Annotated in this window: 22 protein-coding genes, 3 tRNA genes and 2 pseudogenes; 11 read left to right on the top strand and 16 right to left on the bottom strand. The window is 60.5% G+C overall.

The features are described from left to right. The first annotated feature begins 44 nt into the window (after window positions 1–44). The 4 genes from manA (at window position 45) to ACVWNW_RS02435 (ending at window position 4,653) form a co-directional block, all read left to right on the top strand. Window positions 45–1,430 (top strand): mannose-6-phosphate isomerase, class I, encoded by a 1,386-nt coding sequence (manA, locus tag ACVWNW_RS02450; RefSeq protein ID WP_454482834.1) that lies wholly within the window; start codon window positions 45–47, stop codon window positions 1,428–1,430. A gap of 293 nt (window positions 1,431–1,723) precedes the next feature. After that, window positions 1,724–2,635, top strand: a complete 912-nt coding sequence (locus tag ACVWNW_RS02445) for a CHAP domain-containing protein (RefSeq protein WP_454482832.1) — start codon at window positions 1,724–1,726, stop codon at window positions 2,633–2,635. Between the two features lie 70 nt (window positions 2,636–2,705). After that, a complete protein-coding gene (locus ACVWNW_RS02440; RefSeq protein WP_198191428.1) occupies window positions 2,706–3,434 on the top strand; it encodes a C40 family peptidase in 729 nt (242 codons plus the stop codon). 172 nt (window positions 3,435–3,606) lie between these two features. Next, window positions 3,607–4,653, top strand: coding sequence for a universal stress protein (locus ACVWNW_RS02435; protein WP_046323252.1), 1,047 nt, complete (start codon window positions 3,607–3,609; stop codon window positions 4,651–4,653). Between the two features lie 90 nt (window positions 4,654–4,743). Here the strand turns inward: ACVWNW_RS02435 and ACVWNW_RS02430 are convergent, their stop codons facing one another. Next, the gene (locus tag ACVWNW_RS02430) at window positions 4,744–5,157 is read right to left on the bottom strand and encodes an OsmC family protein (protein WP_144178513.1); all 414 of its coding nucleotides are present in this window, start codon (window positions 5,155–5,157) and stop codon (window positions 4,744–4,746) included. 142 nt (window positions 5,158–5,299) lie between these two features. On the opposite strand from ACVWNW_RS02430, the gene ACVWNW_RS02425 reads away from it, so the two are divergent. From ACVWNW_RS02425 to ACVWNW_RS02415, 3 genes are all read left to right on the top strand, one after another. Next, the gene (locus ACVWNW_RS02425) at window positions 5,300–6,175 is read left to right on the top strand and encodes a thymidylate synthase (protein WP_454482829.1); all 876 of its coding nucleotides are present in this window, start codon (window positions 5,300–5,302) and stop codon (window positions 6,173–6,175) included. An 89-nt stretch (window positions 6,176–6,264) separates the two neighbouring features. Further along, window positions 6,265–6,933: a dihydrofolate reductase gene (locus tag ACVWNW_RS02420; RefSeq protein ID WP_454482827.1), complete on the top strand. Its 669-nt coding sequence runs from the start codon at window positions 6,265–6,267 to the stop codon at window positions 6,931–6,933. Further along, complete coding sequence (locus ACVWNW_RS02415) at window positions 6,933–7,472, top strand: low molecular weight protein-tyrosine-phosphatase (RefSeq protein WP_454482825.1); 540 nt, start codon at window positions 6,933–6,935, stop codon at window positions 7,470–7,472. The genes ACVWNW_RS02420 and ACVWNW_RS02415 overlap by 1 nt, the downstream gene beginning before the upstream one ends. Window positions 7,473–8,557: 1,085 nt before the next feature. Here the strand turns inward: ACVWNW_RS02415 and ACVWNW_RS02410 are convergent. The 3 genes from ACVWNW_RS02410 to galE form a co-directional block, all read right to left on the bottom strand. Continuing rightward, window positions 8,558–8,633: transfer RNA gene (locus ACVWNW_RS02410), tRNA-Phe, on the bottom strand. A 46-nt stretch (window positions 8,634–8,679) separates the two neighbouring features. Then, window positions 8,680–8,753 (bottom strand) — tRNA-Asp (locus tag ACVWNW_RS02405). Between the two features lie 72 nt (window positions 8,754–8,825). Continuing rightward, complete coding sequence (gene galE, locus ACVWNW_RS02400; RefSeq protein ID WP_454482823.1) at window positions 8,826–9,836, bottom strand: UDP-glucose 4-epimerase GalE; 1,011 nt, start codon at window positions 9,834–9,836, stop codon at window positions 8,826–8,828. Between the two features lie 149 nt (window positions 9,837–9,985). On the opposite strand from galE, the gene trmB reads away from it, so the two are divergent. The 4 genes and pseudogenes from trmB to ACVWNW_RS02380 all read left to right on the top strand — a co-directional run. Continuing rightward, entirely contained in the window at window positions 9,986–10,798 is an 813-nt protein-coding gene (gene trmB, locus ACVWNW_RS02395; protein WP_454482821.1) for a tRNA (guanosine(46)-N7)-methyltransferase TrmB, read from the top strand. A gap of 42 nt (window positions 10,799–10,840) precedes the next feature. Then, the gene (locus tag ACVWNW_RS02390; RefSeq protein ID WP_454482819.1) at window positions 10,841–12,862 is read left to right on the top strand and encodes a GTP-binding protein; all 2,022 of its coding nucleotides are present in this window, start codon (window positions 10,841–10,843) and stop codon (window positions 12,860–12,862) included. Between the two features lie 112 nt (window positions 12,863–12,974). Further along, window positions 12,975–13,361, top strand: coding sequence for a VOC family protein (locus ACVWNW_RS02385; RefSeq protein ID WP_198203535.1), 387 nt, complete (start codon window positions 12,975–12,977; stop codon window positions 13,359–13,361). A 24-nt stretch (window positions 13,362–13,385) separates the two neighbouring features. After that, window positions 13,386–13,925 (top strand): annotated as a pseudogene (locus ACVWNW_RS02380) (FGGY family carbohydrate kinase); the annotation flags it as partial. Window positions 13,926–13,993: 68 nt separating this feature from the next. On the opposite strand, the pseudogene ACVWNW_RS02375 reads toward ACVWNW_RS02380, so the two are convergent. The 12 genes and pseudogenes from ACVWNW_RS02375 to ACVWNW_RS02320 form a co-directional block, all read right to left on the bottom strand. Beyond that, window positions 13,994–16,528: pseudogene (locus tag ACVWNW_RS02375) on the bottom strand (LPXTG cell wall anchor domain-containing protein); the annotation flags it as partial. Window positions 16,529–16,908: 380 nt separating this feature from the next. Beyond that, on the bottom strand, window positions 16,909–17,409 hold the full coding sequence (locus ACVWNW_RS02370) for a hypothetical protein (protein WP_454482817.1): 501 nt from the start codon (window positions 17,407–17,409) through the stop codon (window positions 16,909–16,911). Window positions 17,410–17,451: 42 nt separating this feature from the next. Continuing rightward, window positions 17,452–18,609 carry an ABC transporter permease gene (locus tag ACVWNW_RS02365; protein WP_046323242.1) on the bottom strand — a complete coding sequence of 386 codons (1,158 nt, stop codon included), beginning with the start codon at window positions 18,607–18,609 and terminating at the stop codon, window positions 17,452–17,454. Next, window positions 18,590–19,318: an ABC transporter ATP-binding protein gene (locus ACVWNW_RS02360; protein ID WP_015021890.1), complete on the bottom strand. Its 729-nt coding sequence runs from the start codon at window positions 19,316–19,318 to the stop codon at window positions 18,590–18,592. The genes ACVWNW_RS02365 and ACVWNW_RS02360 overlap by 20 nt, the downstream gene beginning before the upstream one ends. Window positions 19,319–19,329: 11 nt before the next feature. After that, a complete protein-coding gene (locus tag ACVWNW_RS02355; protein ID WP_141650097.1) occupies window positions 19,330–20,184 on the bottom strand; it encodes a hypothetical protein in 855 nt (284 codons plus the stop codon). 11 nt (window positions 20,185–20,195) lie between these two features. Continuing rightward, window positions 20,196–20,588, bottom strand: a complete 393-nt coding sequence (locus ACVWNW_RS02350; protein ID WP_046323241.1) for a hypothetical protein — start codon at window positions 20,586–20,588, stop codon at window positions 20,196–20,198. 210 nt (window positions 20,589–20,798) lie between these two features. Then, complete coding sequence (locus ACVWNW_RS02345; protein WP_046323240.1) at window positions 20,799–21,050, bottom strand: hypothetical protein; 252 nt, start codon at window positions 21,048–21,050, stop codon at window positions 20,799–20,801. Continuing rightward, window positions 21,047–21,646: a ParA family protein gene (locus tag ACVWNW_RS02340; protein WP_015021886.1), complete on the bottom strand. Its 600-nt coding sequence runs from the start codon at window positions 21,644–21,646 to the stop codon at window positions 21,047–21,049. Before ACVWNW_RS02340 ends, ACVWNW_RS02345 begins: the two co-directional genes overlap by 4 nt. Next, complete coding sequence (locus ACVWNW_RS02335) at window positions 21,637–22,224, bottom strand: WhiB family transcriptional regulator (RefSeq protein WP_015021885.1); 588 nt, start codon at window positions 22,222–22,224, stop codon at window positions 21,637–21,639. The genes ACVWNW_RS02340 and ACVWNW_RS02335 overlap by 10 nt, the downstream gene beginning before the upstream one ends. Continuing rightward, window positions 22,221–23,483 (bottom strand): helix-turn-helix domain-containing protein, encoded by a 1,263-nt coding sequence (locus ACVWNW_RS02330; RefSeq protein WP_454482813.1) that lies wholly within the window; start codon window positions 23,481–23,483, stop codon window positions 22,221–22,223. The genes ACVWNW_RS02335 and ACVWNW_RS02330 overlap by 4 nt, the downstream gene beginning before the upstream one ends. A gap of 971 nt (window positions 23,484–24,454) precedes the next feature. Further along, window positions 24,455–24,526 (bottom strand) — tRNA-Glu (locus ACVWNW_RS02325). Window positions 24,527–24,630: 104 nt separating this feature from the next. Next, window positions 24,631–25,629, bottom strand: coding sequence for a lipid II:glycine glycyltransferase FemX (locus tag ACVWNW_RS02320; protein WP_454482811.1), 999 nt, complete (start codon window positions 25,627–25,629; stop codon window positions 24,631–24,633). Window positions 25,630–25,717 lie beyond the last annotated feature (88 nt).

Genomic DNA, 25,717 nt, shown 5'->3' with positions numbered 1-25,717 from the left:
TATGCACCGGCCCATGGAGGGATTTCCCGTGGAAAGGGGAGTGCGTGTATCCGATCCAAGCTGTGGAGAAGCACTACGCCTGGGGCTCATATGACCGACTGCAGCGCATGTTCCATCTGGATGAGTCAGACGGATGCCCGGGGGATACATTGGCGGAGATGTGGTTCAGCGGACACACCGAATCCCCCTCGCCCTTGACCTTGCCCGACGGTTCGCTGCTGCCTCTGACCGTGGCCATCCGCCGCGATCCCATGGCCATGCTGGGGGAGCGCGACTCCCGTCTCTTCGGCCCCACCCTGCCCTACTTGTTCAAGATCATCTCGGCCCGCATTCCTCTGTCTCTGCAGGTGCATCCTTTGGATTTCGAAGCCCGGGCCGGTTTCAACCGTGAAAATGCCCTGGGGGTGCCTGACGACGATCCCAGCCGCTCCTTTCACGACAGTCTGGCCAAGAACGAAATGGTAGTGGCCCTGGAGCCTTTTCAGGCCTGTGTAGGCTTTGCGACCATCTCCGCCCAGCTGACTCTCCTGCGCGCCGTAGACCACCCTCTGGCCGAGCTGATGACCGAGGCGCTGACCGCCCGCACCTTCCACCTGGGGGTTCCTCCGGCCCGCTTTGCCGCGGCTGATGCCATGATGCCGGTCTCCTCCCTGATTTGGCCGGACTCCCGCCGACGTATCTTCCGGGCCTTCCACGCTGCCGTGACTGCCGAGCCAGAAGCAGCCCGAGGCCTGGAGGAAGCCTTGGAGGCTGCTGCCGGGAGGCTGCGGTCCAGGCGGGCGGGAGCCGTGCTGGACCATGCCCTGTGTGCCGCACGAGCCTTTCCGGATGACCCCGCTGTGCTCTGCTTGCTTATGCTCAACCCTGTGGATCTGGAGGAGGGCGATTCGGTCTATATCCCCGCCGGGACCCCTCACGCATACATCCACGGCACTGCGGCAGAGATTATGACCAACTCCGACAATGTGCTCAGGGCCGGCATGACCCCCAAACATCGGGACATTCCCAACCTCCTGCGTAGCCTGGACTGCCAGCCTTCGGCCCCCATTGATCCATCGAGCTCCATGATCGCCACCCTGATCATGCACAATATGGTGACCTACCGGCCCAAGATCAACGAATACATGCTGGTCTACGGGCATGTGGAGGAGGGTGGAGCCACTTGGCCCCTGCTCAATAGGCTTCAGCAGCGCTACGGGGATCTGATAGAGCGTCTGGGGCCCCGCCACCTGATGATTCCCCGCCGTGGACCACGCATCATCGTCTGTACTGATGGCCGGATCCGTTGCACGGCCGCTGACCAGTCCTGTGTACTGGACCAGGGGCGGGCCCTCTTCATTCCCTCCGAGGACGGCCGTGTAGACATCACCATGCCTCAAGATTCCAACGATGCCGGCGGATCCTTCCTCCTGGCCTCGACTCCGGTCTGATCTGGTATGAGTCCGGTTCGCTCAGGGTGGACCATGCAGGGTTCAAAACTGTGGGACACGCCGTGGCGGACGGCACGCATGCGGGTTTGCTCATGTCCGCATTATGTCCGTATAATCCTAGAGTATTCCGTGGTTGTCGAAGATGAGCGACCACCGAAGCCATGCTTGAGTACACCAGTATGGACAATTCAGGTCATTTGGCCTGGATTCTCGCTTGCGTTATGGTGTTCCCTTGTGATGGTTCGTGGTACGGCACGAAAGTCGCGTCGGAACATAAACGGGAGTGATTCTAGATGAAGCATGCTGCGCACGGGGCTTCGGCCAGGCGGGGCACAGGTGTCGGCAGTCGGTCGACCGGTCGACCGTCGGGCATAACCCAGGCAGCTGGCATTGAGGGTCTTGATGATGCCCTGGCAGCCAAGCTCAACGAGGTAGCCCCTCGGACCCGTCGTTCTATCCGTCTGGCGGCCAAGGCCTCAGCCCGTCGCTCTCATATCATGACCGGTTCGGCCCTGACCGTCCTGGTCGGTGCTGCCGCTTCCTCTATGGCGGTCAGCCAGGCTCGGGGCGACTGGTCCTTGCCTTTGGCCGACAGTGTCGCAATCAATTTGGTCACCCCCTCATCCTCTACCGGCTCCTCCAGCGCAACTGGTGGTGCAAGGGTCTCCCGTTCTGATTACCGCCAGCCGCTGCCCACGGCCTCGCAACGCAACGAGGGCAGCTGGGAGCTGGGCGAATCCGAACTCGATGCCGGACAGATGTCCAAATCCCTGGCCAACAATCCAGTCGTGGCTGTGCTGATGGATGCCAACCGATCAGTACTGCCGGCAGGGTTCAATCCCAACCATGTCACTGGAGATGTGGGCAACGCCTATGAGTTCAGCCAATGCACCTGGTGGGTCTACGTCCGTCGTCACCAGTTGGGACTACCGGTGGGCTCGCACATGGGCAATGCCAAGGACTGGACCGGCTCTGCACGCACCCTGGGCTATTGGGTGGACAATACGCCGCGCAATGTCGGCGACATCGTGGTCTTCCAGGCCGGCCAGGAGGGTTCGGATTCCACCTATGGCCATGTGGCCATCGTGGAGAAGATCAATCCTGACGGTTCCATCGTCACCTCCGAGTGCAGTGCCAACATGAACGGAAAGACATATTCTCGCACCTTGTCCAATGTGCACGCTCTGAACTACATCCACTATTGATCCTTGACTGCACGGATCGTGTCCTCTTGTGCTTGATCCCTGTGCCCGATACGTGATAGAATTGTGACCAATGAAAAAGACACGCAAGTATGTGAGCATGATGGCAGCTGCCACAATCTGTGGCATGCTTTCCATCGGTATACCCGCCGTGGCCCAGGCCAGTGACGGCAGTGAAGCCGCAGTCACTTCGTCGCGTTCATTCACCCCCGGCAGCAAGGTGCGTGCCGACCTGTTGACCGAGTCGACGGCTACTACCGTCGAAAAGGACAGCAGCTGGGGTGGCATCGAGTCTTTGAACGTTCCTGCCACCAAGTCTCCGGCCGAGAAGGATGCGGAAGCCAAGGCCCAGCAGGCTCAGGAACAGGCCCAGGCTGCAGCCAGTCGGCACCAGTCCTCGCAGCAGGTCAGTCGTTCGGCTGCTCGTAGCAGTACAGTCAGCACAATCACTGAAGTGCCGGCCACTGGCAGGGGCGCAGATGTGGTCAACTATGCTCTTCAGTTCCAGGGGGTTCCTTATGTGTTTGGTGGGACCGATCCGGCCACGGGTTTTGACTGCTCTGGATTCACCCAGTATGTGTTCGCTCACTTCGGCATCGGTCTGCCCCGCACAGCCGATGCGCAACGTTCAGTGGGTGTGCCGGTCACGGATCCTGCTCCTGGCGACCTGATTGTGACCCCTGAGGGCAGCCATGTGGGGATTTATGTTGGCGGTGGCCGCATGATTCATGCCCCGGATGTCGGTCGGACCGTAACAGTTGAGAAGCTTTATCGGGCTTTCGAGTATCGTCGTCTGGTCTGAGACACATTTGTGCATGTAACCTCAACGCCCCCTTGTGGGGCGTTTTGCATATTCAGAGTCCAAGTTCCTCGCGTGTTGGCCCTTGCCAACTTATCGATAAGGTCTGCATGCGATATTCTGGCAGAAAGAGCGGTGTCGGTTTGTCATCGCCAAGTTTAAAGGAGGTCGTCGGATGAGCAACGACAAGGCTGTTCTGGTAGGCGTCGATGGCTCGGACGCCAGCTACAAGGCGGCGTGGTGGGCCGCCAACTACGCTAAGCATGCAGGGTTGACCCTACAAATCGTCTGCGCATATTCCCTTCCCTCTTATGCGGCTGTCTCTTTCGACGCGACCTACACCACCATGGGAGACGACGTAGCGGCTCACAACGACGCCCAGGAGATTCTCTCAAAGGCCAAGGCCATCGCCGATGAACAAGGTGTCGGTGCAGCCACGCTGATTGTGACGGGGGATCCCTCCTCGGTCTTCGTGGAGCTGAGCCGCAACTACCGGCTGATTGTCATCGGAAACCGGGGCAAGGGCGGCCTGGCTGAGCGGCTGCTGGGCACCACAAGCTCCAGCCTGCCCGCCTATGCCTACTGCCCTATCGTGGTCGTCCCCTACACCGATGACGATGGCAACCTGATGCATTTGAGCAACGACATCAAGCGGGTTGCTGTGGGTTCCGACGAGTCTAAGTGGGGTCTTAAGGCATTGCAGATTGCCGCCGCTTTCGCTGACAGCTGGAATGCCGAGCTGGATGTGATGTCGGCAGTGCCCAATATCTCCGGACTGACCGGCACGGGCTCGGCCGAGGAGCGCAGCGTCATGGACTCCTATCTGGATGATCTCAATACCCGAATCACTCCGCTCATGAAGACCTATCCCGATCTGCGCATCAACAAGACCGTGGTGCCAGGGTCTGCCGTAGAGGCCTTGACCCAGGCCAGCAAGACTCATGACGTGGTCGTAGTCGGCTCGCGGGGCCGCGGCGGCTTCACTGGGCTCCTGCTGGGATCTACCAGCCAGGGCCTCCTGCAGCATGCGGTCAGCCCCGTTTACGTGGTGCCGCGCAAATATGTGGAGGCCGAGGAATCCGGTCTCAAAGCCGCAGCCGACGCGGCAGAAAGCACGGATGTGGCCGATATCACCGGAGTGGAGAAGATTTCTGTGGATTTGGCCAAACCCGAGCAACTGGCTGATCTGGAGTCGACCATCGATCCCGAGCATAAGGAGTAAGGCGGTCGATTCAACGGCAACATCGACGAAGAGCAGGGACCCCCGGAGTTCAATGAACCTGGGGATCCCCGCTCTTTTATGGCTATCAGATCAGTGGCGAACCTTGACGGAGATCCTGACCGGGGTCTCCCGCTGATAGGTATGCGCCACAGTGCAGGACTTGGCAATATGGCGGCGGATCCGCTCCTCCAGCTTGTCCGCATCCTCCTGGGCCAGCCTGGCCGAGGTGGCATCGACGTCCACCTGCTCGTCGAAGCTCAGGTAGGCGTCGTCGTCGGAGTCATAGGTGCCGTCCACCACGATTTTCGCCCCCTTGCCCTTGCCCAGGGCGCTCTCCACGGCGAACTGGCTGGAGAGGGCTCCGCAGGCGGCCAGGGCGATCTTCATCAGATCACCCGGGTTGAACTGATCCTCGCCCTTGCCGAAGGTGATGTGGGCCCCATTGTCGCCATAGGCGTTCCAGGTACCGTCCTTGTCGCGTTCGACCCAAAGTCTCTTGCCCATCTGTTCCTCCTTGTCCGGCACCCAATGGGTGCGTCATCCGGATCCGACCCTGTGGCCGGACCTGTTCCTCCAATCTAACCCGGACTGTGCAATTCGTCACCGGGGCGCGCTCAGCTGACCGAGGACTTGATAGTATGGCCGCATGGCCTTGACTCCCGAAGAACTGCAGCGTATTCGTACACGTATCCCTGAGCGTCCCGACTCGGACATTCCCACCCCCTATGAGGACTTGGTGCGCACCATCCTGCGCGAGGGCACCCTGAAGTCCGACAGGACGGGGACCGGCACCATATCCCTGTTCGGGCGGCAGATGCGCTTCGATCTGTCGCATTCCTTTCCCTTGATCACCACCAAGAAGGTCTACTTCCGGGGAATCGCCTACGAGTTGCTTTGGTTCCTGAAGGGATCGCAGAATGTGCACTGGCTGCAGGAGAACCGCGTGCATATTTGGGACGAGTGGGCCGACCCGGAAACCGGGGATCTGGGTCCGGTCTATGGGGTCCAGTGGCGCAGCTGGCCCGCACCGACGCCGGAGGATCCCCATCACACCATTGACCAGATAGCCAAGGTGCTGGATCTGATACGTACCCATCCGGACTCCCGTCGAATGATTGTCACTGCTTGGAATCCAGCCCAGGTTGACAGCATGGCTCTGCCACCCTGCCATGCGCTCTTCCAGTTCTATGTGGCCGACGGCAAGTTGAGCTGCCAGCTCTACCAGCGCTCCTGCGACATGTTCCTGGGCGTGCCTTTCAACATCGCCTCTTATGCCCTGCTGACCCTGATGATGGCCCAGCAGGCCGATCTTGAACCTGGGGACTTCATCTGGACCGGTGGCGACTGCCACATCTACGACAACCACGTGGAGCAGGTTCTGGAGCAGCTGTCGCGCAATCCTTATCCCTACCCGACCATGCGCATCCGCAAGGCCGACTCCATCTTCTCCTATCAGTATGAAGACTTCGAGGTAGTGGATTATCAATGCCACCCCGCCATCAAGGCCCCGGTGGCGGTCTGAAGGTGCGCTGAGCCGAATACGGGCACCGTCGAATCCGAAGATTAGAATGTTCTCGTATATCTACTCACTATGAGGAGTGAACGCAACAGATGGAGCATGACAATAGTCGAAGTGGCTATCACGAACCCGAGCCCGGTCAGGCCGGGCTTCTAGGCGATGAGGATTGGCGGCATCAGGAAGAAGAGATAGGCCGCCGCTCATCGGTCAATATGATCTGGGCGCAGGCGCAGGCCACTGACGGTCGGCGTGGCGCCATCGGTTACCACAATGCGCTGCCTTGGCATCTGAGCGAGGATATGCAGCACTTCAAGGAGCTGACCGTATCCCATCCTGTCATCATGGGGCGGCGGACCTGGGTCTCCATGGGGGAGCGACCCCTGCCCAAGAGGGACAACATCATTCTATCCAGTGACCCAGGGTTCAATGCACCAGGCGCCACTGTGGTATCTGCGGCCGACGATGCTCTGGAACTGGCCAGGCAGGAAGCCATTCCTGACGATGGGATGGATCGTAGCGAAATCTGGATCATCGGCGGCGCAGGGGTCTTCAGCACCTTCTTTCCGCTGGCTGATGCGGCCTATGTGACCGACCTGGATCTGCGGACTCCAGCTGATGTCTTTGTGCCTGATATGGAGGAGCTTGTCAACAAGCGGTTCTGGCAGGTGCGCGACGAGAGCCGTTGGATGACCCCTGCCAAACCAGCCCAGGCGGATGCCATCCGGCGCTTCCGGTACATCACTTATGGGAAGGTGCGTTGATGGCCCAGGATTCTGAAGGAAAGGCTTCACGGGGCCCTTACAACGTCATGACCGTCTGCACCGGCAACATCTGCCGGTCACCCATGGCTGAGATCATCCTGCGTAAATTCTTCCAAGATCGTGGACTGGATGAGGACCAGGTCAGGGTGGAATCCAGCGGGGTCAGTGACGAAGAGTTCGGCAACCCCATAGATCGGCGCGCTCAGAAGGTTCTGCGCGAGCGGGGCTATGTGGTGCCGGCTGACCACTTCGCCCACCGGATCACCCGGGAGGAGGCTGAAGACGCGGACCTGCTCCTGCCCATGACGGTCGACCATATGCGTGCCCTGCTGCGTCTGTTGCCATCAGGCAAGCGATCCGCTGTGCACCTGTACCGTAGCTTCGATCCGGATCTGCCCAAGCCAGCGCCGGGCCGGGAAAGCCAAATCGATCTGGTGGACCCCTGGTATGGCGGCCCACATGAGTTCGAGGTGGCCATCGATCAGATTGAGCACACCGCGCCCTACATCGTCGACTGGGTGGTGCGTCAGCTGTCCTGAATGCACGAGCGGTTGATGACTGTAAATAACAATTAGGCCCCTTGTTTCCTTATGAATCTTAGAGGCTTACTGGCTGGTGACCCCGAGCTGAATCGAACCGTCTAGATGACGAGACTTGTCGAGGATTGTTTGCAAATGTGGTGGGTAAATGCTGGGAATTCGTAAATAGTCAGTCTCGCATTTTCTGATGCGGTGGGATTGAGGCATGCCATTTTGAATTTGGAAAGGCCGGGAAGCGCTCCTCCGCTTGCTGCGATTACTCCACCACTTATTGCATCTGTAGCTTTGCTGTGGGAGTGGGCCTGGGGGCAATCCCCTGGTTTCCGTAGGTTATTTCACTACCCCGGAGGGTCTCCAGGCCTTGGGGCTAGGTTATCACGTGCTCTTGGTCTGGTGGGTGCGAGGCGTTACGGGTGTGACGTGCATGGGCAGGATGTAGAGCTTGCGTTCGGCTTGTTCAGCGGGGTTCGCCGGTGGCGGTACCGGGCGTTTGCACAGATCGGGCCTGTTCGATCCCTGTCGTCGTAGGCTGTCTGTCCTCGGTGAAGGCCTCGAAGTCTTCGTGGTAGTCATGCATCGGCCTGCGATCCGGACTAGCAGAATGGACCTGCAGGCCTGCTTAAGTTGGGTGTTGGCCGTTTCCAGCTGCCCGGTCGGCCCGGCTCCGAGCCCATACCGGTCGAGCGCGAGGAGGTACTGGTGAAATGCGGTTTCGTGGATCGGTTTAAGTCTCTGGTCGGGGCGGGTTGGCGCATGGGGGAGGTCTGCTGACTGAAGTGGTCAGTCGTAGGCTTCGACACCGGCAACGATAGGGATGTGCAGGATAGCCAAGTATGTGGGGGGCGTGGAGCAGTTCTTCAGGGATTCGACAAGATACACAGCAACCCAAGCATGACACAGGATTTGTGCATGCAGCGCAACCTGTACAGCAGCAGGGCCGCTGAGGAGCTCCAATGTCTTGTTTGGGGATATTCTGGGATGACGGTGAATATGCTGGGTAAACGCTGAGGTCGGTTCTGAAAATCGAAAAGGCCAAGAAAACAGAAACCCCTCAGGCCCGCCGTTCCAGCGAGTGGGGGATTTTATGGTGGCTCCGAGCGGGATCGAACCGTTGACCTAGCGATTTTCAGTCGCTCGCTCTACCAACTGAGCTACAGAGCCATGAATAGTCGAAAAGACCCTGACAACCGGATCAGACCATTCCCAGCGACTCCGGCCGGACTTGAACCGGTGACCTCCGCCGTGACAGGGCGGCGCTCTAACCAACTGAGCTACGGAGCCGAGGCTGCTCGAACAGCCAAGAGGAAAGTTTACATGAGCGCCGGAGGAATGCAAGCTCCGGCGCGTCGCTGCCTAGTCCTGCTGCTGCCAGCTATCGGTGTCGATGTGGTGGGAAGGGTTGGCCTGCCAGGCCTTCCAGGCTGATTCAACGATCTCCTCGACGCCGTACTTGGCATGCCAGCCCATTTCGGTGTTGATTCGGGTGGGATCGCCGATCAGGTGCGGTGGGTCGCCGGCGCGGCGGGGCTTGATGGCCTCAGTGAAGGGCAGACCCGTCACCTTCTTGACCTCGTCCACGATCTGTCGAACGGATGTACCCTGGCCGGTGCCCACATTGAAGGCATCGTAGCGGCGCTGGTCGCGGTCCAGGTAGTCCAAGGCGGCGATGTGGGCGTCAGCCAGGTCGGAGACGTGGATGTAGTCTCGCACGCAGGTACCGTCCGGGGTGGGGTAGTCGTCGCCGAAGATGGCGGGTGCCTTTCCCTGCCGCAACCTGTCGAAGAGCATGGGGATTAGGTTGAGGACGGCTGGGTCCTCCAGGCTGACCGGTCCGCAGCCGGCAACGTTGAAGTAGCGCAGAGCGCAGAAGCGGATGCCGTAAGGCTGCTCGCAGGCCCGGGCCATCCACTCGCCGACCAGCTTGGTCTGGCCGTAGGGGTTGATGGGGACCATGGGCTGTACATCCTCGGGAACTACGTCGACCGGAGGCTCGCCATAGGTTGCGGCCGAGCTGGAGAAGACCAGCTTCTTGGCATCGGTCTTCGCCATTGCGGACAGGACGTTGATCATGCCGTTCAGGTTCTGCCGGTAGTACCAGATGGGCTTCTCCATGGACTCACCCACCTGCTTGCGGGCGGCGAAGTGGATGACCGAGTCGACCTTGTTCTCCCCGATGATCTCAGCCAGACGTTCGTCGGCACCAGGAGCGGCCACGTCAGCGCCGTAGAGACGGGCCTTGCCGATCCGGTCGGGTTTGCCATAGCTGAGGTCATCGACCACGACGACCTCCTTGCCGGCCTCTTGCAGGGCGTGGACCACATGGGCGCCGATGTATCCGCAGCCGCCTGTAACCAAAACTGACATCTGCATGCCTTTCCCGTCGAAAACCGGACGTAAGAGCTTGTTCGGTTTTGCAATCTTTTGTTGTTTTTTGTTCTAGATTGAGTATATCACGGGCACATGTGACTGTTGTGCCCGCTTGTATCCGCTTTCTAGGATATATATGAGCTGTGATGAGTGCAGAAAGACAGAGCAAGGCCCCCATGAGGTCCATCGTCTCCTATGTGAGGCGGTCCGAGAAGCTGAACGACCGGCTGGCGAGGGCTTGGGCTCGGTATTCCACCAGATACCTGCTCGATTTGGGCCAGGCTGAGGGCTCGTTGACAGTTGCCGAGAACCTGCGTTGTGATGCAGCAATGGTCAGGTCGATCTGGGGACGGGATGCCCCGCTGATCGTTGAAATCGGATCAGGCAACGGGGAGAATGTAGTGGCCGCGGCCCGGGAGCACCCTGATCGGAACTACCTGGCCCTGGAGGTCTATCAGCCGGGGTTGGCCCATACCATGCTGATGGCTGGTAAATCCGACCTTGATAATCTGCGGCTTGCCCAGGTCAACGCCCCGGACCTTCTAGCCCGGATGGATACTGGGCTGATCAAGGAGGTCTGGACCTTCTTCCCCGACCCCTGGCCCAAGATGAAGCACCACAAGCGTCGTCTGGTCCAACCGGCTCTGGCTGATGACTTGGCGGAGTGTCTGGAACCTGGCGGCATCTGGCGAATTGCAACCGACATCGAGGATTACGCCCTGCATGTGCATGAGGTGATGGATAAGAATCCGAGATTCAAAAACCTGGGCAATCTACGAGTCAGTCTGCCCACCCAACATGTCGGTAAGGGGACGGCTGATCAGGCCAAATCCCTGCCTCATGCCGTGTTCATGGAGTCGGAGCGGTTCGACGGCAGAATCGTGACCAATTTCGAGCGTAAGGGGATCAATGCCGGACGGGTCATCCACGACCTGACCTATCAGGTTTCGGCAGACTGACCATAGAGTGCGCATAAACATGAAGAGCGAGGGAGGCCCCCGATGGTCAAGAGAATAGTGGTGGGAATGCTGGCCCATGTCGATGCCGGCAAGACCACGCTCTCGGAAGCCATGCTTTACCGGGGCGGAGGAATTCGCCGTCTGGGCAGGGTGGACCATGGCGATGCCTACCTGGATACCAACGATCTGGAGCGTCAACGTGGCATCACCATCTTCTCCAAGCCGGCCCGGTTGACCTATCGCGATGTCGATCTGACCATCATCGACACACCCGGCCATGTGGATTTCTCAGCCGAGATGGAGAGGGTTCTCTCAGTCTTGGACTATGCTCTTCTGGTCGTCGATGCCACAGCCGGATTAGAGGGGTATGTCGATACGCTTTGGCGACTTCTGGCACGCTACGGGGTACCCACCTTCATTTTTATCAACAAGTTGGATGCTCCTGGTGCTGATGCCGCCCGCATTCTTGAAAGCTGCAAGCAACGCTGGTCTCCGGACTGCTTCGATTTGAGCCGTGGACTTGGGCATGGCGATATGGAGGATGTGGCCCTGCTCGACGAGAATGTGATGGAGGAGTACCTCAAGACCGAGGGCATATCGGATGAAAGTCTGGCGAGACTGGTTGCCGACCGCTGCCTCTTCCCCTGTTTCCTTGGGTCTGCCCTGCGCTTGGACGGAATCGACGCGCTCTTGGAGGGGCTGGAGCGGTACACCCTTTCGCCGGTGTACGGCAAACAGTTCGGTGCAAGGGTGTTTAAGGTATCGCATGATGACAAGGGTGCCAGATTGACCTGGCTCAAGGTGACCGGTGGCGAGCTGCCGGTGAAATCCTCTTTGGTCACCGAACTCCGCCATGGAGATGAAGCCAGCAAGGAATCGGATTCTGTTGCGGAGGCGTACAGGACAGCCGGAGATATAGGGAAGAACGGACGCCTTGAGACCAGGGAGACGGTTGATCAGCTTCGTGTCTATTCGGGAGACTCCTATAGGTTGACGGATTGCGCCCAGGCCGGAAGCATCGTGGCGGCAACCGGCCTTGACCTGACACGTCCGGGGCAGGGGCTTGGGTGCGAGCGGAAGGATCTGACTCCTGTGCTGGAGCCGGTGCTGTCCTATGCAGTGGAGGCCGAAGGGGTGGACCCGCACCACTTGTTGAGTGCCTTGCGCATCTTGGAGGATGAGGATCCCCTCCTGCATGTGGCCTGGCAGGAACAGCTCCAGGAGATTCACCTGCGTATCATGGGCCAGGTTCAGTTGGAGGTGATTCAGGAGGAGTTGGAGCGACGGTTCGGCATGCAGGTCTCCTTCAGCCAGGGCGGAATCCTTTATAGGGAGACCATTGCGGCCCCCGTCGAAGGCGTTGGACATTTCGAGCCCCTCCGCCATTACGCTGAAGTCCATCTGCTCCTGGAACCTACAGAGCCGGGCAGTGGTCTCAGTTTTGCGTCGACCTGCAGTCTCGATCGCCTGGACGGGAACTGGCAGCGGCTCGTCATGACCCACCTGGCGGAGAAGGAGCATCTGGGAGTTCTGACGGGTTCGCCCATCACCGATATGCGCATCACCCTATTGGATGGCCGCGGCCATATCAAGCACACCGAGGGCGGGGACTTCCGCCAGGCCACCTACCGGGCCGTCCGGCAGGGGCTGATGAAAGCGCACAATATACTTCTGGAGCCCTGGTACCATTTCAGACTCACCGTTCCTCAGAAGAATTTGGGCAGGGCCATGTCGGACATCTACCGGATGAAGGGCGGCTTCTCGGAACCGCAGGCAGACGGGGATACTGTCGAATTGGAAGGGGATGCGCCAGTATCTCAGATGCGTGATTATGCCATCCAGGTCAGCACCTACACCCATGGCCGCGGACATCTGACCTGTTTCTTCAATGGGTATCGTCCCTGCCAGGACCAGGATGCTCTTGTGGATTCCATCGGGTACGATCCCGAGTCCGACCTGGAGAACACCCCTGACTCGGTCTTCTGTGCCCACGGAGCTGGATACGCGGTCAAATGGAACAAGGTGGAGGACTTCATGCACCTACCCGGCGGCCAGTACATCTGAACCATAGCCTTGAGGATTGTGTTCGGTGATCATCGGCATCGAGTGGCACGGGGAAAAGATCATTCTGGGCGGTCTGCCCTTATTGGTTGATGATTCACCTAGAATTACGAACATGATTGATCATCTGACGCTGAAGGTTCGGGATATCCGGGCTTCCATCGATTTCTATAGCAAAGCCCTGGCACCTTTGGGGTATGTGGCCAAGGCCCACCATGAGCCCACCATTGGGTTCGGTGCTGAGGATGATGGGGCCCACTCGGACTTCTATCTGACACCAGGCGAGGACGGGACCGGTTCACCGGTGACGCACATAGCCTTCAGGGCCGCTGATGCCGCAACGGTAGATGCCTTTTACAGGGAGGCGCTCGCTGCCGGGGGCCGTGACAATGGTGCCCCCGGGCTGCGTGATTATCATCCCAGGTACTATTCTGCTTTCGTCTTGGATCCGGATGGAAACAATGTCGAAGCAGTGGTGGACTGGTCGGGATCCCAAAGGTAACCGCGTCAGTCCACATACGGGATCATGTCGTCATCTGGGCGGCTGGGAAGGCCTAGGATGACCGGTATGACCTATACAGCCGCATTCGATGTGGGCACCACGCAGGTCAAGGCCGTTCTTGTGGATGACCAAGGCACTGCCAGGGTGTGTGCGTCCAGCGGTCTTCTGCCCATTGACACAACTGACGGACGTGTCGAGCAGAATCCCGAGGATTGGCTGCAGGCCTTCATCGAGGTGTCCCGTGACCTTTTGGCTAAAGCTGGGAAGATTCTTGAGCATTTCAAGAGCGACCAGGTCACCGGCATCATCATGAGCGGACAGATGCAGGACCTGATCGCCTTGGATGCGCAGGGGCAGCCTGTCGGGCCGGCGATCCTGTACGCGGACGGCAGGGCTGAAGAAGAGTCTGCTGAGCTGACGGAAATGTATGGGGCTGATTCCTTCCGCGCCCGAATGGGGAATCCGTGCGATGGGTCCCTGCCTATAGCCAAGCTGATGTGGATGTCCAGGTATCAGCCCGACCGGTATGCGCAGGTTCGCCACGTGCTCATCGATGCCAAGGATTATCTGATTTGGTGGCTGACCGGTGCCTACTGCGGCGATATGACGGCCTGCTCGACGGCAGGCGCCATCTTGCCCGGCTGGAAGTCGGGCGGATCGTTCCATACCTTGTTGCTTGGTGTGACCGAGTTGTTCAAGGTCAACGCCCACTGGTTGTCAACCACGGTGTCGGCCGGGGCATCCTCGGCCACGACGCCCTCGAATCTGATGATGATTCTGGGATTCGTGCCCGCCAGCCAGTTCGCCCGCACATAGTCGTCGGCGAACACGAGACGCACGGCATGGTTCGCGTCGTTCCACTCGCTGCGGTACTGGCTCTTGGGGATGAACTTGCCGGTGGTCAGGTCGGTGACCTCCAGGGTCTGCTTGTCCGGCTGGAAGTGCTCGTCATACGTGTCGGTGACCGCCACCTCGACGATAGTGTAGGCGAGACTGTCGGGCAGGTGCGGCTGGGTTTCCAGACGGTATTCGAGACGCTGGCCGGGGAAGACGATCTTGCCGTCCACGCTGTCCTGGGCGCCGCCTTGGGAGGATTCCCCGACCACATCCTTGACCACGGACGGCACGTAACCGCAGACCTTCGGCTCGTTGGTTTCGACCGTGTGGGTGTTGATGGTCTGCGAGCCGGCGTTGGTCAACTCCGCGCCGTTCTTGCCGGCGGTGCAGAACGTGATCTCGTCGTCCGCTTCGATGCCGAAGTCATCGCGCACCTGGCCCGCTCCGGCCCCGTTGGCGTAGTTCGCGCGGCCGGGCACGAGCATCGTGATCTGCCTGGCCTTCTCCAAGTCCTTCAGTCCGGTCAGGTAGGAGGCCTTGGCTGTGGCGGTGACCACGGTGCCATCGGTTGTGATGTCCCACTGGTCGGTGATGTCACGGCCACGGTTGGCGATGTCGCTTACGCTGCTTTCGCGATCGGTGCCCGCGTCCGCCTCGTACACTCGGACGTTCGCCGCTTCATCGGCGTCGAACAGGTAGTCGGCGGCTGTCCAATCATCGACCAAGGTGAGCGTCCGCGGGGCCTGGATCAGGTTCGCCGGCACGGTGCCGTTGACCACGGAGGCCACGCGGTCTCCGTCGAGGAACACCTTGCCGTCGCCGCCGGTCTGGTTGGTGCGGTCGGGGTCGATCACGGCCTGCCACTTGCCATTAGTGTCGAGCATGATCCAGCTTTTGTCGGGATTGGGACGCCAGGTGTCGAACTCGCGTTCTCCCGCGTCGGCCTCGGGCAGCTGGTTCCACTTGCCCCACGCATGGTCGCTGATGTTCTGGTAATCGGATGGCAGGCTGACGGTCACATCGAAGCCGAACACATACTCGTGGTCGAACGGCATCATGCCCTTGTTGGCCGAACGGACCGCGCTGACCGTGTTCGATGCGCGGTCCCAACCGATCTCGAACTCGTTGGAGACATCGCGATTGTTGTCGGTGGCGTCCACGAGCGTGAAGCCGTCCACCGTGTAATCGACGCCGTTGGGTTCGATCACGTCCCTGAAACTCAGCTCGTAACCGCCCCGGCCGGTCCCATACGTGATGGTGGTGCGGTTGGTCATCTGGTCGGCGCTGACGCCTTCCTCGATGCTTTTGACCGGATCGGCCGGCGGCACGGCGCTGACCTTCCAGGTCTCCGCCGGATCCCGGTCCGTGGTGTCCACGGCCGCCTGCATGCTTCCCTGCCTGGGCACTTGGATGTCAATCCAATATGTGCCCTCGGCCCAGGAATCCATGCCGAAATCACCCGGCGAGGCCAGGTTGTCGATCACGGTGTCGCCGCTGTTGGCGAAGCTGATCGGCTTGCTCACGCTGCCCGTCGGCGTGTAGGGGCCGCCATCGTAGTGCACGATCGCGGTGCCGTGCAGGGTCTCCTTGATCGACGAGCCGCCGTTGTTCGCGTGGATGGTGTCGCCGACCGGCGTGGTCGAGCCGACCTGCATGTCGGTCTGCTGGCGGTGCGAGGTGGTGACGGTCAACGGATAATCGACGGGCGGCTGGTTCTTGGCCAGCACGACCACACGGAACGAGGCATCGGGATTGGCGTTGATGGAATCCTGCACCAGGCTATCCACCGAACGCACGCCAAGTCGATCGGTCCACGTGGTGCCGGTCGTGTACGACTGGCCTTGGTACTGGTAGGTGCCGCGCCCTTCGGCGGCCCATTGGGACTCCCAACGCTGACGCGCGTTCGAACTGACATAGGAACCGCTGAACACGCCGTTGCCGAGGCGCGCGTAGCCGACAGCGACCATCCGGCATTCCGCGTCACCCTCCCCGGTGTATGAGGCCTTGCACTCCGAGATCGCGTCGGCAAGGATGGCATTCATATCCACGAACTGATTCGACCCATCCTCCAAATCGGAAGACAGGGTGGTGCCCGAATCACGTATCGCCTGCTTCATGCCCTCCAGAGTGGCGGGCCAGGAATCCTTGTAGATCCAATGCACGTCGGCGGTCTGCGATGGAACCTGCCCGCCGGAACCGCCACCGCCCTCGCCGGAACCGCCACCACCGCCCTCGGCGAACGCGGCTGGCGCCAGATATCCCAAGGCCAACGCCCCTGCGGTCAGGGCAGCCACCAGCATCGTGCGCCTGCTCTTCTTCCCACCTGACATACGTATCCGTCCTTTCAGTCGGAAGCGCCCCATGATGCGCTCCCTCCCGTTTCACACGGATACGGAAAATGCGGGCGACCATTCACGGACGCCCGCATCCTTCCTTGTCCCTGGAAGAAGAACGCACCGGCGGGCCTTCCGCCGGGACGCCTTCCCCCAGCTTCCCCCCGTTAACTGCAATCAGCAGCGGACAACCATTCAAACAGTCTGCCATTACATGCACGAATATTTATTCAACCATCTATTAAATTAAAATGGCTTGATTCCATTTCTATTGAGATGGGAACCAAGCCATATCTCATGCAACAGTAAAATGCATCAGAATACATCGTTATCTAATGCGATACATTGAGAATATAATTCTTAGTTATCCTAAGGTCTTAGGCTGCCGGACAGTTTGCGGTGACGTCTTGTTGGATGCCGGAGGGGTCGCCGAGTTTGGCTTTGTCGATGTTGTCTTTGAAGAATCGTCGGGTCGCGTCATCGGCTCGGTCAGGGCTCATGAATCCCATCTCGGGGACTTTCTCCAGTTCCTTGAGCGCTTCTTCGCTGCGCTCCGGTTGAGAGGAATAGGTGTTGAGCCATTCCTTCTCCCACGCGCACTGGAAGAGATTGGACGCCTGGGTGTCTCCCCATCCTTGTTGGAAGGACGTGCCGGAATCCGACGGCATGGATTCAGGCGGGGTGTAGTCCTGGGGCCAGGAGAGTTTGCCGATGGATTCCCGGTATTCCTTGTTGATCTCGTCGTAGCCGACGATTTTCCTGGAGTCGCCCGCGCTCGAGACGTCGCCGTTGGTGCAGCTGGCGAGGCTCAGGGCGAGGATGCCGGCGCATGCCGTCGCCAGCGCTTTCTTGCCTGCGTTTGTGAGGGTGGATTTCATCTTGGTTGCATCTCCTTGTTGGTGATGTGTGTGGTGTTTGGGCTACCGCAGTGCCAGTGCCGGTTGGAGCCTGGCCGCGCGTATGGCGGGGACGAGGCTCCCGATGATCGAGGTCGCCAGCGCCGCCGAGACGGCTGCGATGGCGGCGGCGAGGGGGAACGCAGGGGGTTGCAGAGGCGAGTATGACGGCAGGAACGCCGGGAGCGCGCCTACCGCGCATGCCGATATGGCGACGGCCAATAGCGACACCGAAAGACCGATGATGAGCTGGCTTCCGATCACCAGGCCTATGAGGGATGCCCGCGTGGCGCCGAGCGCGCGTCTGACGAGGAGCTCGTGTGTTCTGGATTCCAATGACGCCAGGCCGATGTTGACGATGCCGATGGCCGAGACGAAGAGCAGCAGGATGGCGCAGACGCCGAACGCGATTTGCATGACCGTGATCACCGATTCGTAGCTTTGCGCGTTGTCGATTGTCTGAACGCCGGACACGGAGCCTCCTATGGAGTCGAACAGGATGTCCTCGACAACGGTCCTGACCCGTTGCTTGCCGAGTTGCGGGAAATCCAGCCAGAGGATGGTAGCGCTTCGCGAAACGATCCTCATGTATTGGGTCAGCGCTTGGGCGTTGACATAGATGGTCGGGTCCGTGCGTCCGTCGTTGACGACGCCGGTCACGGTGAACGGGGTCGCGATCGTGGTTTGGTTTGTCTTCGCGTATGCGGTGGAGTCCTTGGGAAGGTTCTGTTCCGCGGCGAGATTGACGACGATCGATGCGGTCGATCGTTCGCCGCCGGCGTACCAGCGTCCGGATTTCATCGGAAGGTTGTAGATGCTCGAATATCCGGGAGTGGTCGCCACGACGTCTCCCTTGATTCCTCCGCTTGACTGCGTTCCGGGAGAGAACGTGATGTCGGTATCAAGGTTGAGGATGATTGCCGTCTCATGGTTCTTGGCCGCGATTGCGTCGGCGAGGCGCGAGAAATCATCCGCGTCGCTCAGCCTCGGGCTGTTCATGGAAACGGTGACCAGCGGGGTGCGCCCGTAGAGTTGTTCGTTGATCGCCACCAGGTAGTCCTTGCCGATGGTTCCCGCGAGGACGGCGAGTATGACCGCCACGATCCCTATGAGCATCGACAGACCGGTGAGTGCGGATCGCAATGGGGCGAGCCGTAGATCCTTAATCAATTGACGGAGCATGGAGCTCGCCTCCGGACATGGTGTACGTGATGTCGCAGGTGGCGGCGAGATCATCGTCATGGGTGACGAGCAGCAAGGTCGTGGCATGCTCGCGCACTGCGTCCCGCAGCACCGAAAGCACCTCGCCGCTGGTCTTGGTGTCGAGTGCTCCGGTCGGCTCGTCGCAGATGAGAAGCTCGGGCTGGTTGACCAGGGCGCGGGCGATCGCCACCCGTTGCTGTTCGCCGCCCGAGAGTCTTTTCGGCAGTTCCCCCGCCTTGTCCCTGAGACCGACCGAAGCGAGCGCGGCAAGGCACCTGCGCCTGCGGGCCGAGGCGGAAGCGCCCGTGGCGCGGGGACGGCGGGCATGCTGGCCGTACCACAATGCCAGCTCGACGTTTTCGAGCGCCGATAGATGACCGATCAACGAATAGTTCTGGAACACGAAGCCGATGTGCCCGGCCCTCATGAACGAAAGCCGCCTGTCGGACAACGCGCCGACGTCTTGGCCTTTGTACAGGTAACGGCCGCTGAACTGCGTGTTCAGCATCCCGATGATGCTTATCAGGCTGGTCTTGCCGGCTCCCGACTTGCCCACTATCGAGTATGTCATGCCGGCGAACAGCTCCAGGGAGACGTCGTTCACCGTCGTGAGCCTGTCCTTGTTGCCCAGGGTCACGACGGCCGACACTCCCTGCAGGGCCACGAGCGGCTTCGTCGATTCAGACATGCGGTGCCGCCCTACTTGGATTGCGAATCCAGATCGGGAGGAGTGGCCGACACGGCGTCTCCCGCCTTCAGTCCCGAGGTGATTTCGATGCGGGCGCCGTCCGTGGCGCCCAGGCCGACGTCGAGAACCGTGCCGTCGGGACGGCGGACCTGTCCCTTCTGCAGTCTGCCGGCCACGGCGGTGACCGGCAGCAACGCGACGTCGTTGCGTGCCTGTGCCGTCACGACCAGTATCGCCGACTGTCCCGCCCTCACCAAGGAATCGGTGGGAATGAGGCAGGCGTAGGAATCGGAGATCGAAATCGTGGAGGACTGTCCCTCCGCTCCGGAGGATGCGTCCGAGGCCAATGGCACGACGCCCGAGCAGTCCGTCGGGCCGACGCCATCCGTGACCTGGAATTTCCCGGCGAAAGGAGCGTTGCCGACGGTCGCCACGAGATTGGATAGATCCCCGGTCAGGCCGAAGCCGTCGAAACGCAGGGTCACGACCGGATAGTTGGCGGGGACGGTCGTTCGCGCAGCGATCACGCTCACGACGGTCGCGCCCACGGGAGAAACCAATTGCCGGTCTTCGACACTTCCCAACACAGTCCCTTGCTCGACCCGCTGGCCGGATTCCACCGACGGGACGAAGACGCCGACCTTGGTCGCCAGCACGGCGAAATCAACGCCAGCGCCGACCTGCGCTTTCAAAGAACGCGTGGGAACGATGTCACCGGTCTCGACCCGCACCGTTTGCGCGGTCCGATTACTTAACGCACTTGCAGGTTGCTCTCCATACTGCTTGTTTTCAGTCGAAGAGCAACCTACAAGTGCAAGAGGTATCAGCAAGATGACAATCGCCCGCTGCATACGTCGAATATTCATCTTGACCTCCATTAGTATGTGAGGTTACCACCCCAATTAGTGTCGCAGAACCAAGTGCAAGCTCCCATTCTGCCTTGGAAGGCGAAACGAGTGCCAACGAGAATATTATCCCAAGACTTAGCTCCAACGGTATTCCACTGAAGTGAGTCCGTGAATTGCGGTCCTCCTGATGCCTTCATGTTACGAAGCCCGAGGCGCAGATAGTTTGACGGCATGTTATTCACTGATAGGCTGATAGGGCCGGTGAATGTATGCGTGCGTGTGTAGTCGTACTGCACAAGGCTGCCGGACTTATTGAGTTCTCCCGACACATAGGCATTATCGGCCCATGCTGTCCCCTCGCAACCGATAGCGAGGGCAACGGCAGCCGCACTTGCCGTAAGAAGTTTGATATGACGTTTCATGATATGCTCTCTTTCTCTGGGAAGCATGTCAATATGGAGGCCAAGTCAACCGCGTCTTAGCTCTCCCGATATCAGCGGATACCCTGTTTTCTGCACAGATGTCAAGTCATAAGCCTTGACGTTTGTCAACCGTGTTTCCCTTCGTTGTTTTGGCTTCAGACAACAGCCTAGCGCTAAAAGTATCGGTCTTGCCAGTGCGAATTGTTTTCCTCATTCATGGTTGCTGTCTAAGTGGTCGAGTTCGTGTTCGATGGCGTGGCGCAGGATCTGTTGCATGGGCGTGCCGTGTTCGGTGGCGGCGATCTTGAGGCGGTTCTTCAGACGGACGGGCAGGCGCAGGGAGAACATGACCAGTGGCTCGCCGGCGTTGTTCTGCCCGGCGGATTGCTTGTCTTCGGCCTGTTGGTCGAGGACTTTGTCGAAGGGCACGGGTCTGGGCAGTGGTTGGTAGTTGCCTTTCATGCCAGTTCCTCCTTGGCGATGCGCGTTAGTTCGTCGGCTAGGTCCCGGTATTCGTACAGTTGCTTGGGGTTTATGCCGAGCGAGGTCTTGATCGGTTGTCGTTTGGCGATGAAAGTGTCGAAGCGTGCGGTGTCGGTTTGTTCCAACGCGGCCAGGGTCTGGGCCCAGGCGTTGGTGTTTGCTTCGACGCGCACCGGCAGTAGGGCCGCCCTGGTGGCGCGTCGGGCGCGGTCGAGCGTGTCCCATGCCTGCTGGAGGTCCATCGGCGAGTCCGAGGTGGGCACGATGACGAAATCGGCCACGGCCAACGTCTTGTCGAGCAGCGGGCCTTGCGGAGGGGCGTCGATGATCGACCATTCCCTTGCGGCCGGGTCGCCGCCCAGATGGGCGAGGGTGGCCATGTTGGCCGGCAGCACGTCGAAGGGCAGCGGGTCTCCCGCTTGTTCGGCGGCGGCCGCCCATAGGCTGGCGCTGGACTGCGGGTCCGCGTCGTAGACCGCCACCTCGATTCCGCGCCGGGCCAGCACGGCGGCCAGATAGATGCAGCTGGTGGTCTTGGCCACCCCGCCCTTCGCGTTCGCCAACGCTACTCGCATGATGCTTCCTCCTTGGATTCGGGACCATTCGCCGGATCGCCGGCATGGTCGGTTGTTTGATTGCTTGATTGTCGGATTGCTTGATTGTCTGTTTGCATGATGGTTTGACGGTCATGCGGCTCATTCTTGGGTTGGGCGCGGCCTGCGGCGCGCCATCGGCGTTGCCCGCGTTCCATGCTGGCCTTGCCCCGGGCCGTGTCGAAGACTTCGGGATGGGCTTGGAGCCAGTCGACGAACAGGCCCCAGCGCCGGGCCCAGGGCACCGTGCGGTCGCGGCAGGGCACGCCGTCGGCTTCCGCTAGACGGGCGATCTGGCGCCGGTCGGTGCACGAGCGGCCGCCGTACAAGCCCCATTCCAGGCCGGCGGCACCGGCGTAGGCCAGGCATTCGGCCCTCACCGGGCAGTCGTGCTCGCATACCGACGCGCCCGCCTGTCGGAACACGCGGGCCAGGGGATGCTTGTCCTCGAACTCCAGGCCCCACATCAGGTCGGCCCACGGCTGCGGGAAATCCGCGCAGCATCCCATGTTCTTCCACGCCTCCGGCGAACGGGGCGCGGCATCCGCTATGCCGGTCATGCCTTGGCCTCCTCGTGGGATTCCTTGTCTTCGGCGCGGTCGGTTTTCTCTAGGCCGATGGCGTGGCTGGCTTGGTTGCGCCGGTCGTAGGCGCACACCGGACACTCTGCCTGCTTGGTTTCGCCGTCGAGGTGCGCCTGGCACAATGCGATCGACAGGATGCCGCCGCCGTAGACCGGCACCCGCCAGGCCAAGCCCGAACTAACCGCCACCGGCCGGTCTGGATCATGGACCGGCGTGAGCTCGGCAGCAGCGGCATGGCTGCCGGAATGCTGCGGACCTCGTGCCCGCTTGGTGCGCATGTCGAGGCTGACCTGCGCGAAGTAGCGTTCGACCATCGTGCCGTCCACCAGCCATGAGATCCAGCGCGGATTGCCATACGCCCAATCAAGGATCGTCTCGACCTCCGTCAGAGAGCGTTCCATCAGCAGCTCGTGGACCTTGCGTCGGTCTCGCATCGACGCCGGCCTGGCTGCCTTCGGGTCGATGGCCGCCACACGGTCATGGATCAGCGTCAGCACGCGAACCTCCTGCAGGGCCCGGGAACGCACCCGCTCGTCCGCATCCTCCGCCCCTGGCGTCCACAGCGGATCGCGTACGCCCTTGGGAGGCAGCGCCAGACGCCAATCCGGTGCATCACGCTCGCTTCGCTCCTCCTCGGGTTGTTCCCCGGCGAGGGGAATGTCCCCGTAGGGGACAAGGGGAGCATTGGTTATCACTTGTCTATTGGGTGACATGATGTCACCTCTCTTCGGACAAGATGTCACCTCACCGGCGGGATCGCCCTGGGGTGACATTGTGTCAGGTGACACTGCGTCAGGTGACGCCATGTCACCCCGCGCGCACTCCTTGCTCCGCGATGGTTCGGCTGTACTGGGTTTCGCTGGAACGTCCTTGCCTGCGTCGGTCTCGCCGGGATCGGTGATATCCTCCGGCTCGGTCTGCGCGCCCTTCATCACCACGTCCCACACCTTGGAACGATGCCCCCTGGGGATGGGCTCGTGGCTGCGGGGATTGCGCGCGGCCAGCTCCTGGTCACCCTCGCGCAAGTAGCCCAGCTCCTGCAAACGTTTCAACGCGCGCAGCACGGAACGGCGCGTGCAATGGCAATGTGCCGCGATGGTGTTGACCGACGGCCACGCGCCGCACCCGTCGTCGTAATACGCCCTTCGCGCCAGATACACCAACACGAACTTCTCCGACAGGCTCAGCCGCTCGTCCTGCAACTGCCACGCCCACTGCTCCGCCGGCCCGCTCATCGCGCATCCTCCTCGCGACCCCTGGCATCATGGAGCCGTTCGCCGATGCGGTCGCCCAACGCGGCCGCGCGGCACAACGCCCACACCGCCAGCAGACACACGACGATTGCGACGACGGCCACCGCCGCCACAGCCCGGCCCATCTCAGGCGCTCCGGCGACGACGGCGCGACGAGCGCGCGGGATGAAGCAACACCGCCAGCAGGTGCGCGCGGGCGATCCGCACACGCAGCGACGGGATGGTTTTCATGGCTCCCGCCGCACGCGGGGCGGAAGCGATGGTAGGATTGGTCATTGCGATAACTCTCTTTCAATGGAGGGCGAATCCCGGGACTCATGTCACTTGAATCGCTCGGAATCCCGCCCAAGGTTGTCGATCAGCCCCGCACCAAGCGCCAACACAGTGCGGAGCGCTTTCGTTTTCCATGTTTTTCCCGGCCCGGTTCGACCAGACCGAACCGGGGAGGCGGTCGTATTGCGCAACCAAGCGCGCCGCCCATAGCATGGTGCGCACAAGCCCCCAAGGGCACGCGAGCGAAAGGAACGGACATGACCGGCAACACCACGGCAAGGACACAGGCCGTCGAACTGGGAGAGCACCTGCGGGAAGTCGCCGCATGGAACGTGCGACTGCACCTGGCCAAGGAAGAACTCGAACAGCAGGCCCTGTGCGAGGCGGCCGGCGTGACCAAGGCCACCATATCGGCCAGAATGAACCTCGACGCCGCATGGGACCTCAACGCCATCGCGGCCGCGGCCGTCACCCTCGGCATGCCTCCGGCCGAACTGCTCGACGACACGCTGTACGACATCGTCAACAACGACGACACGAACACAAACGAAGGCAAAGGTGCATCGTTGGTGGCAGCACTGACCTCGACGCTCCTGGCACGCCACATCGCCGGCAGGTGCGACCCGTTGAAAACAAAAGGCTCCTGCCGAATCACAATGATGGCGACAGGAGCAAACCGGTACCCCCGGAGAGAGTCGAACTCTCGCTGTCAGATTGAAAGTCTGGTGTCCTAACCGTTAGACGACGGGGGCGAACGAAGCCATGGTACTCGATACCCCTGGACCATGGCAAATGCCGACCTGTCGCAGGTCGGCTCGAGTGAGGTCCCGGGCAGTGTGTCGCCTGGCCGCCTGGCCTACTTCTTGATAAAGGCCTGGTACCGTTCCTGATCGAGAACCTTGTCGATTTCGCCTATATACTCGACCCACTCGTTGTTATGGGTGAACCCTCTCTTGAATTTGTAGAGGCCGTCACTGTCGTCAAAGCCGAATATGCCGCCGAAGTCATAGCGCTTCTTGCCGCTGGCAATCGCGTGTTCGATCTGCGCCCACTGAACCAGGTAAGGTGCCATGTAGTTGCGCATGATGTTAAGGCTGCCTCCATACATGTACCACGACTTGTCGCCGAACTCGAAGTTGAGGGCACCGGCGATCGCCTGGGAATCAACGCGGGCCAGGTAAATGCCCAGAATTCCCTTGCCGGCGCAGTTCTGGACCATTCTGTCGAAGTAGGCCTTGGGGCGGTAGGCGATGCCATGGCGTTGGCTCATCACCTCATAGGTGTGGTAGAACTCGTCCATGGCCTCCTGAGTCTCGTCACGCTCCACCTTTACCCCCTTGCGTCCAGCCAAACGGATGTTGTAGCGGGTCTTGGAATGGAAGGTCATGATCAGGTCATCCGGATCTACGCCGTCAATGTCGAGGACCACATTGAAGCGGGGCTGGGTGGTGGCATGGGCCTCCTCCTTGGGGAGGTTTCTGTTGCGCATCACGTAACCGTCAGCCTTGAGCCTGGCGTTGAGATCGTCGTCGAAGGGGACTTCAGGATCCAGGCGGAGGAGGAAGCAGTTCCGGGCCTCCAGCTCCGGCATGGCCTCCTCAACGAGGGCATTGAGGGTATCTACGTCGAAGCGGTCGCCTACCGGACCCTTGGTGGCGTATGCGAAGCCGTCGATGGTCAGAACCGACATGGCTGCTCTCGGGCTCTCAATGGGGCCCAGATAAACGTAAAAACTGCCCCAGTTGTTCTTGATCCTGCCCCACTCAACGGACTGTGTTACGGAGGTGAAAGGTGCCTTTCTTACATAATCCTCATATGCGTCTATCCGTGAATCGTCAGCGGTCAGAATCGGCATTATCTCAACTCCTCAGTAATTCCTCTTTTATCTTTGCTACAGGGGGAAGCATCGGCCCAAAGAGGATTCAATCATTGCAAATCCTAGT

It is taken from the genome of Bifidobacterium sp. JNUCC 75 (assembly GCF_054819865.1).
This window is presented reverse-complemented; position numbering and strand designations above follow the sequence as displayed.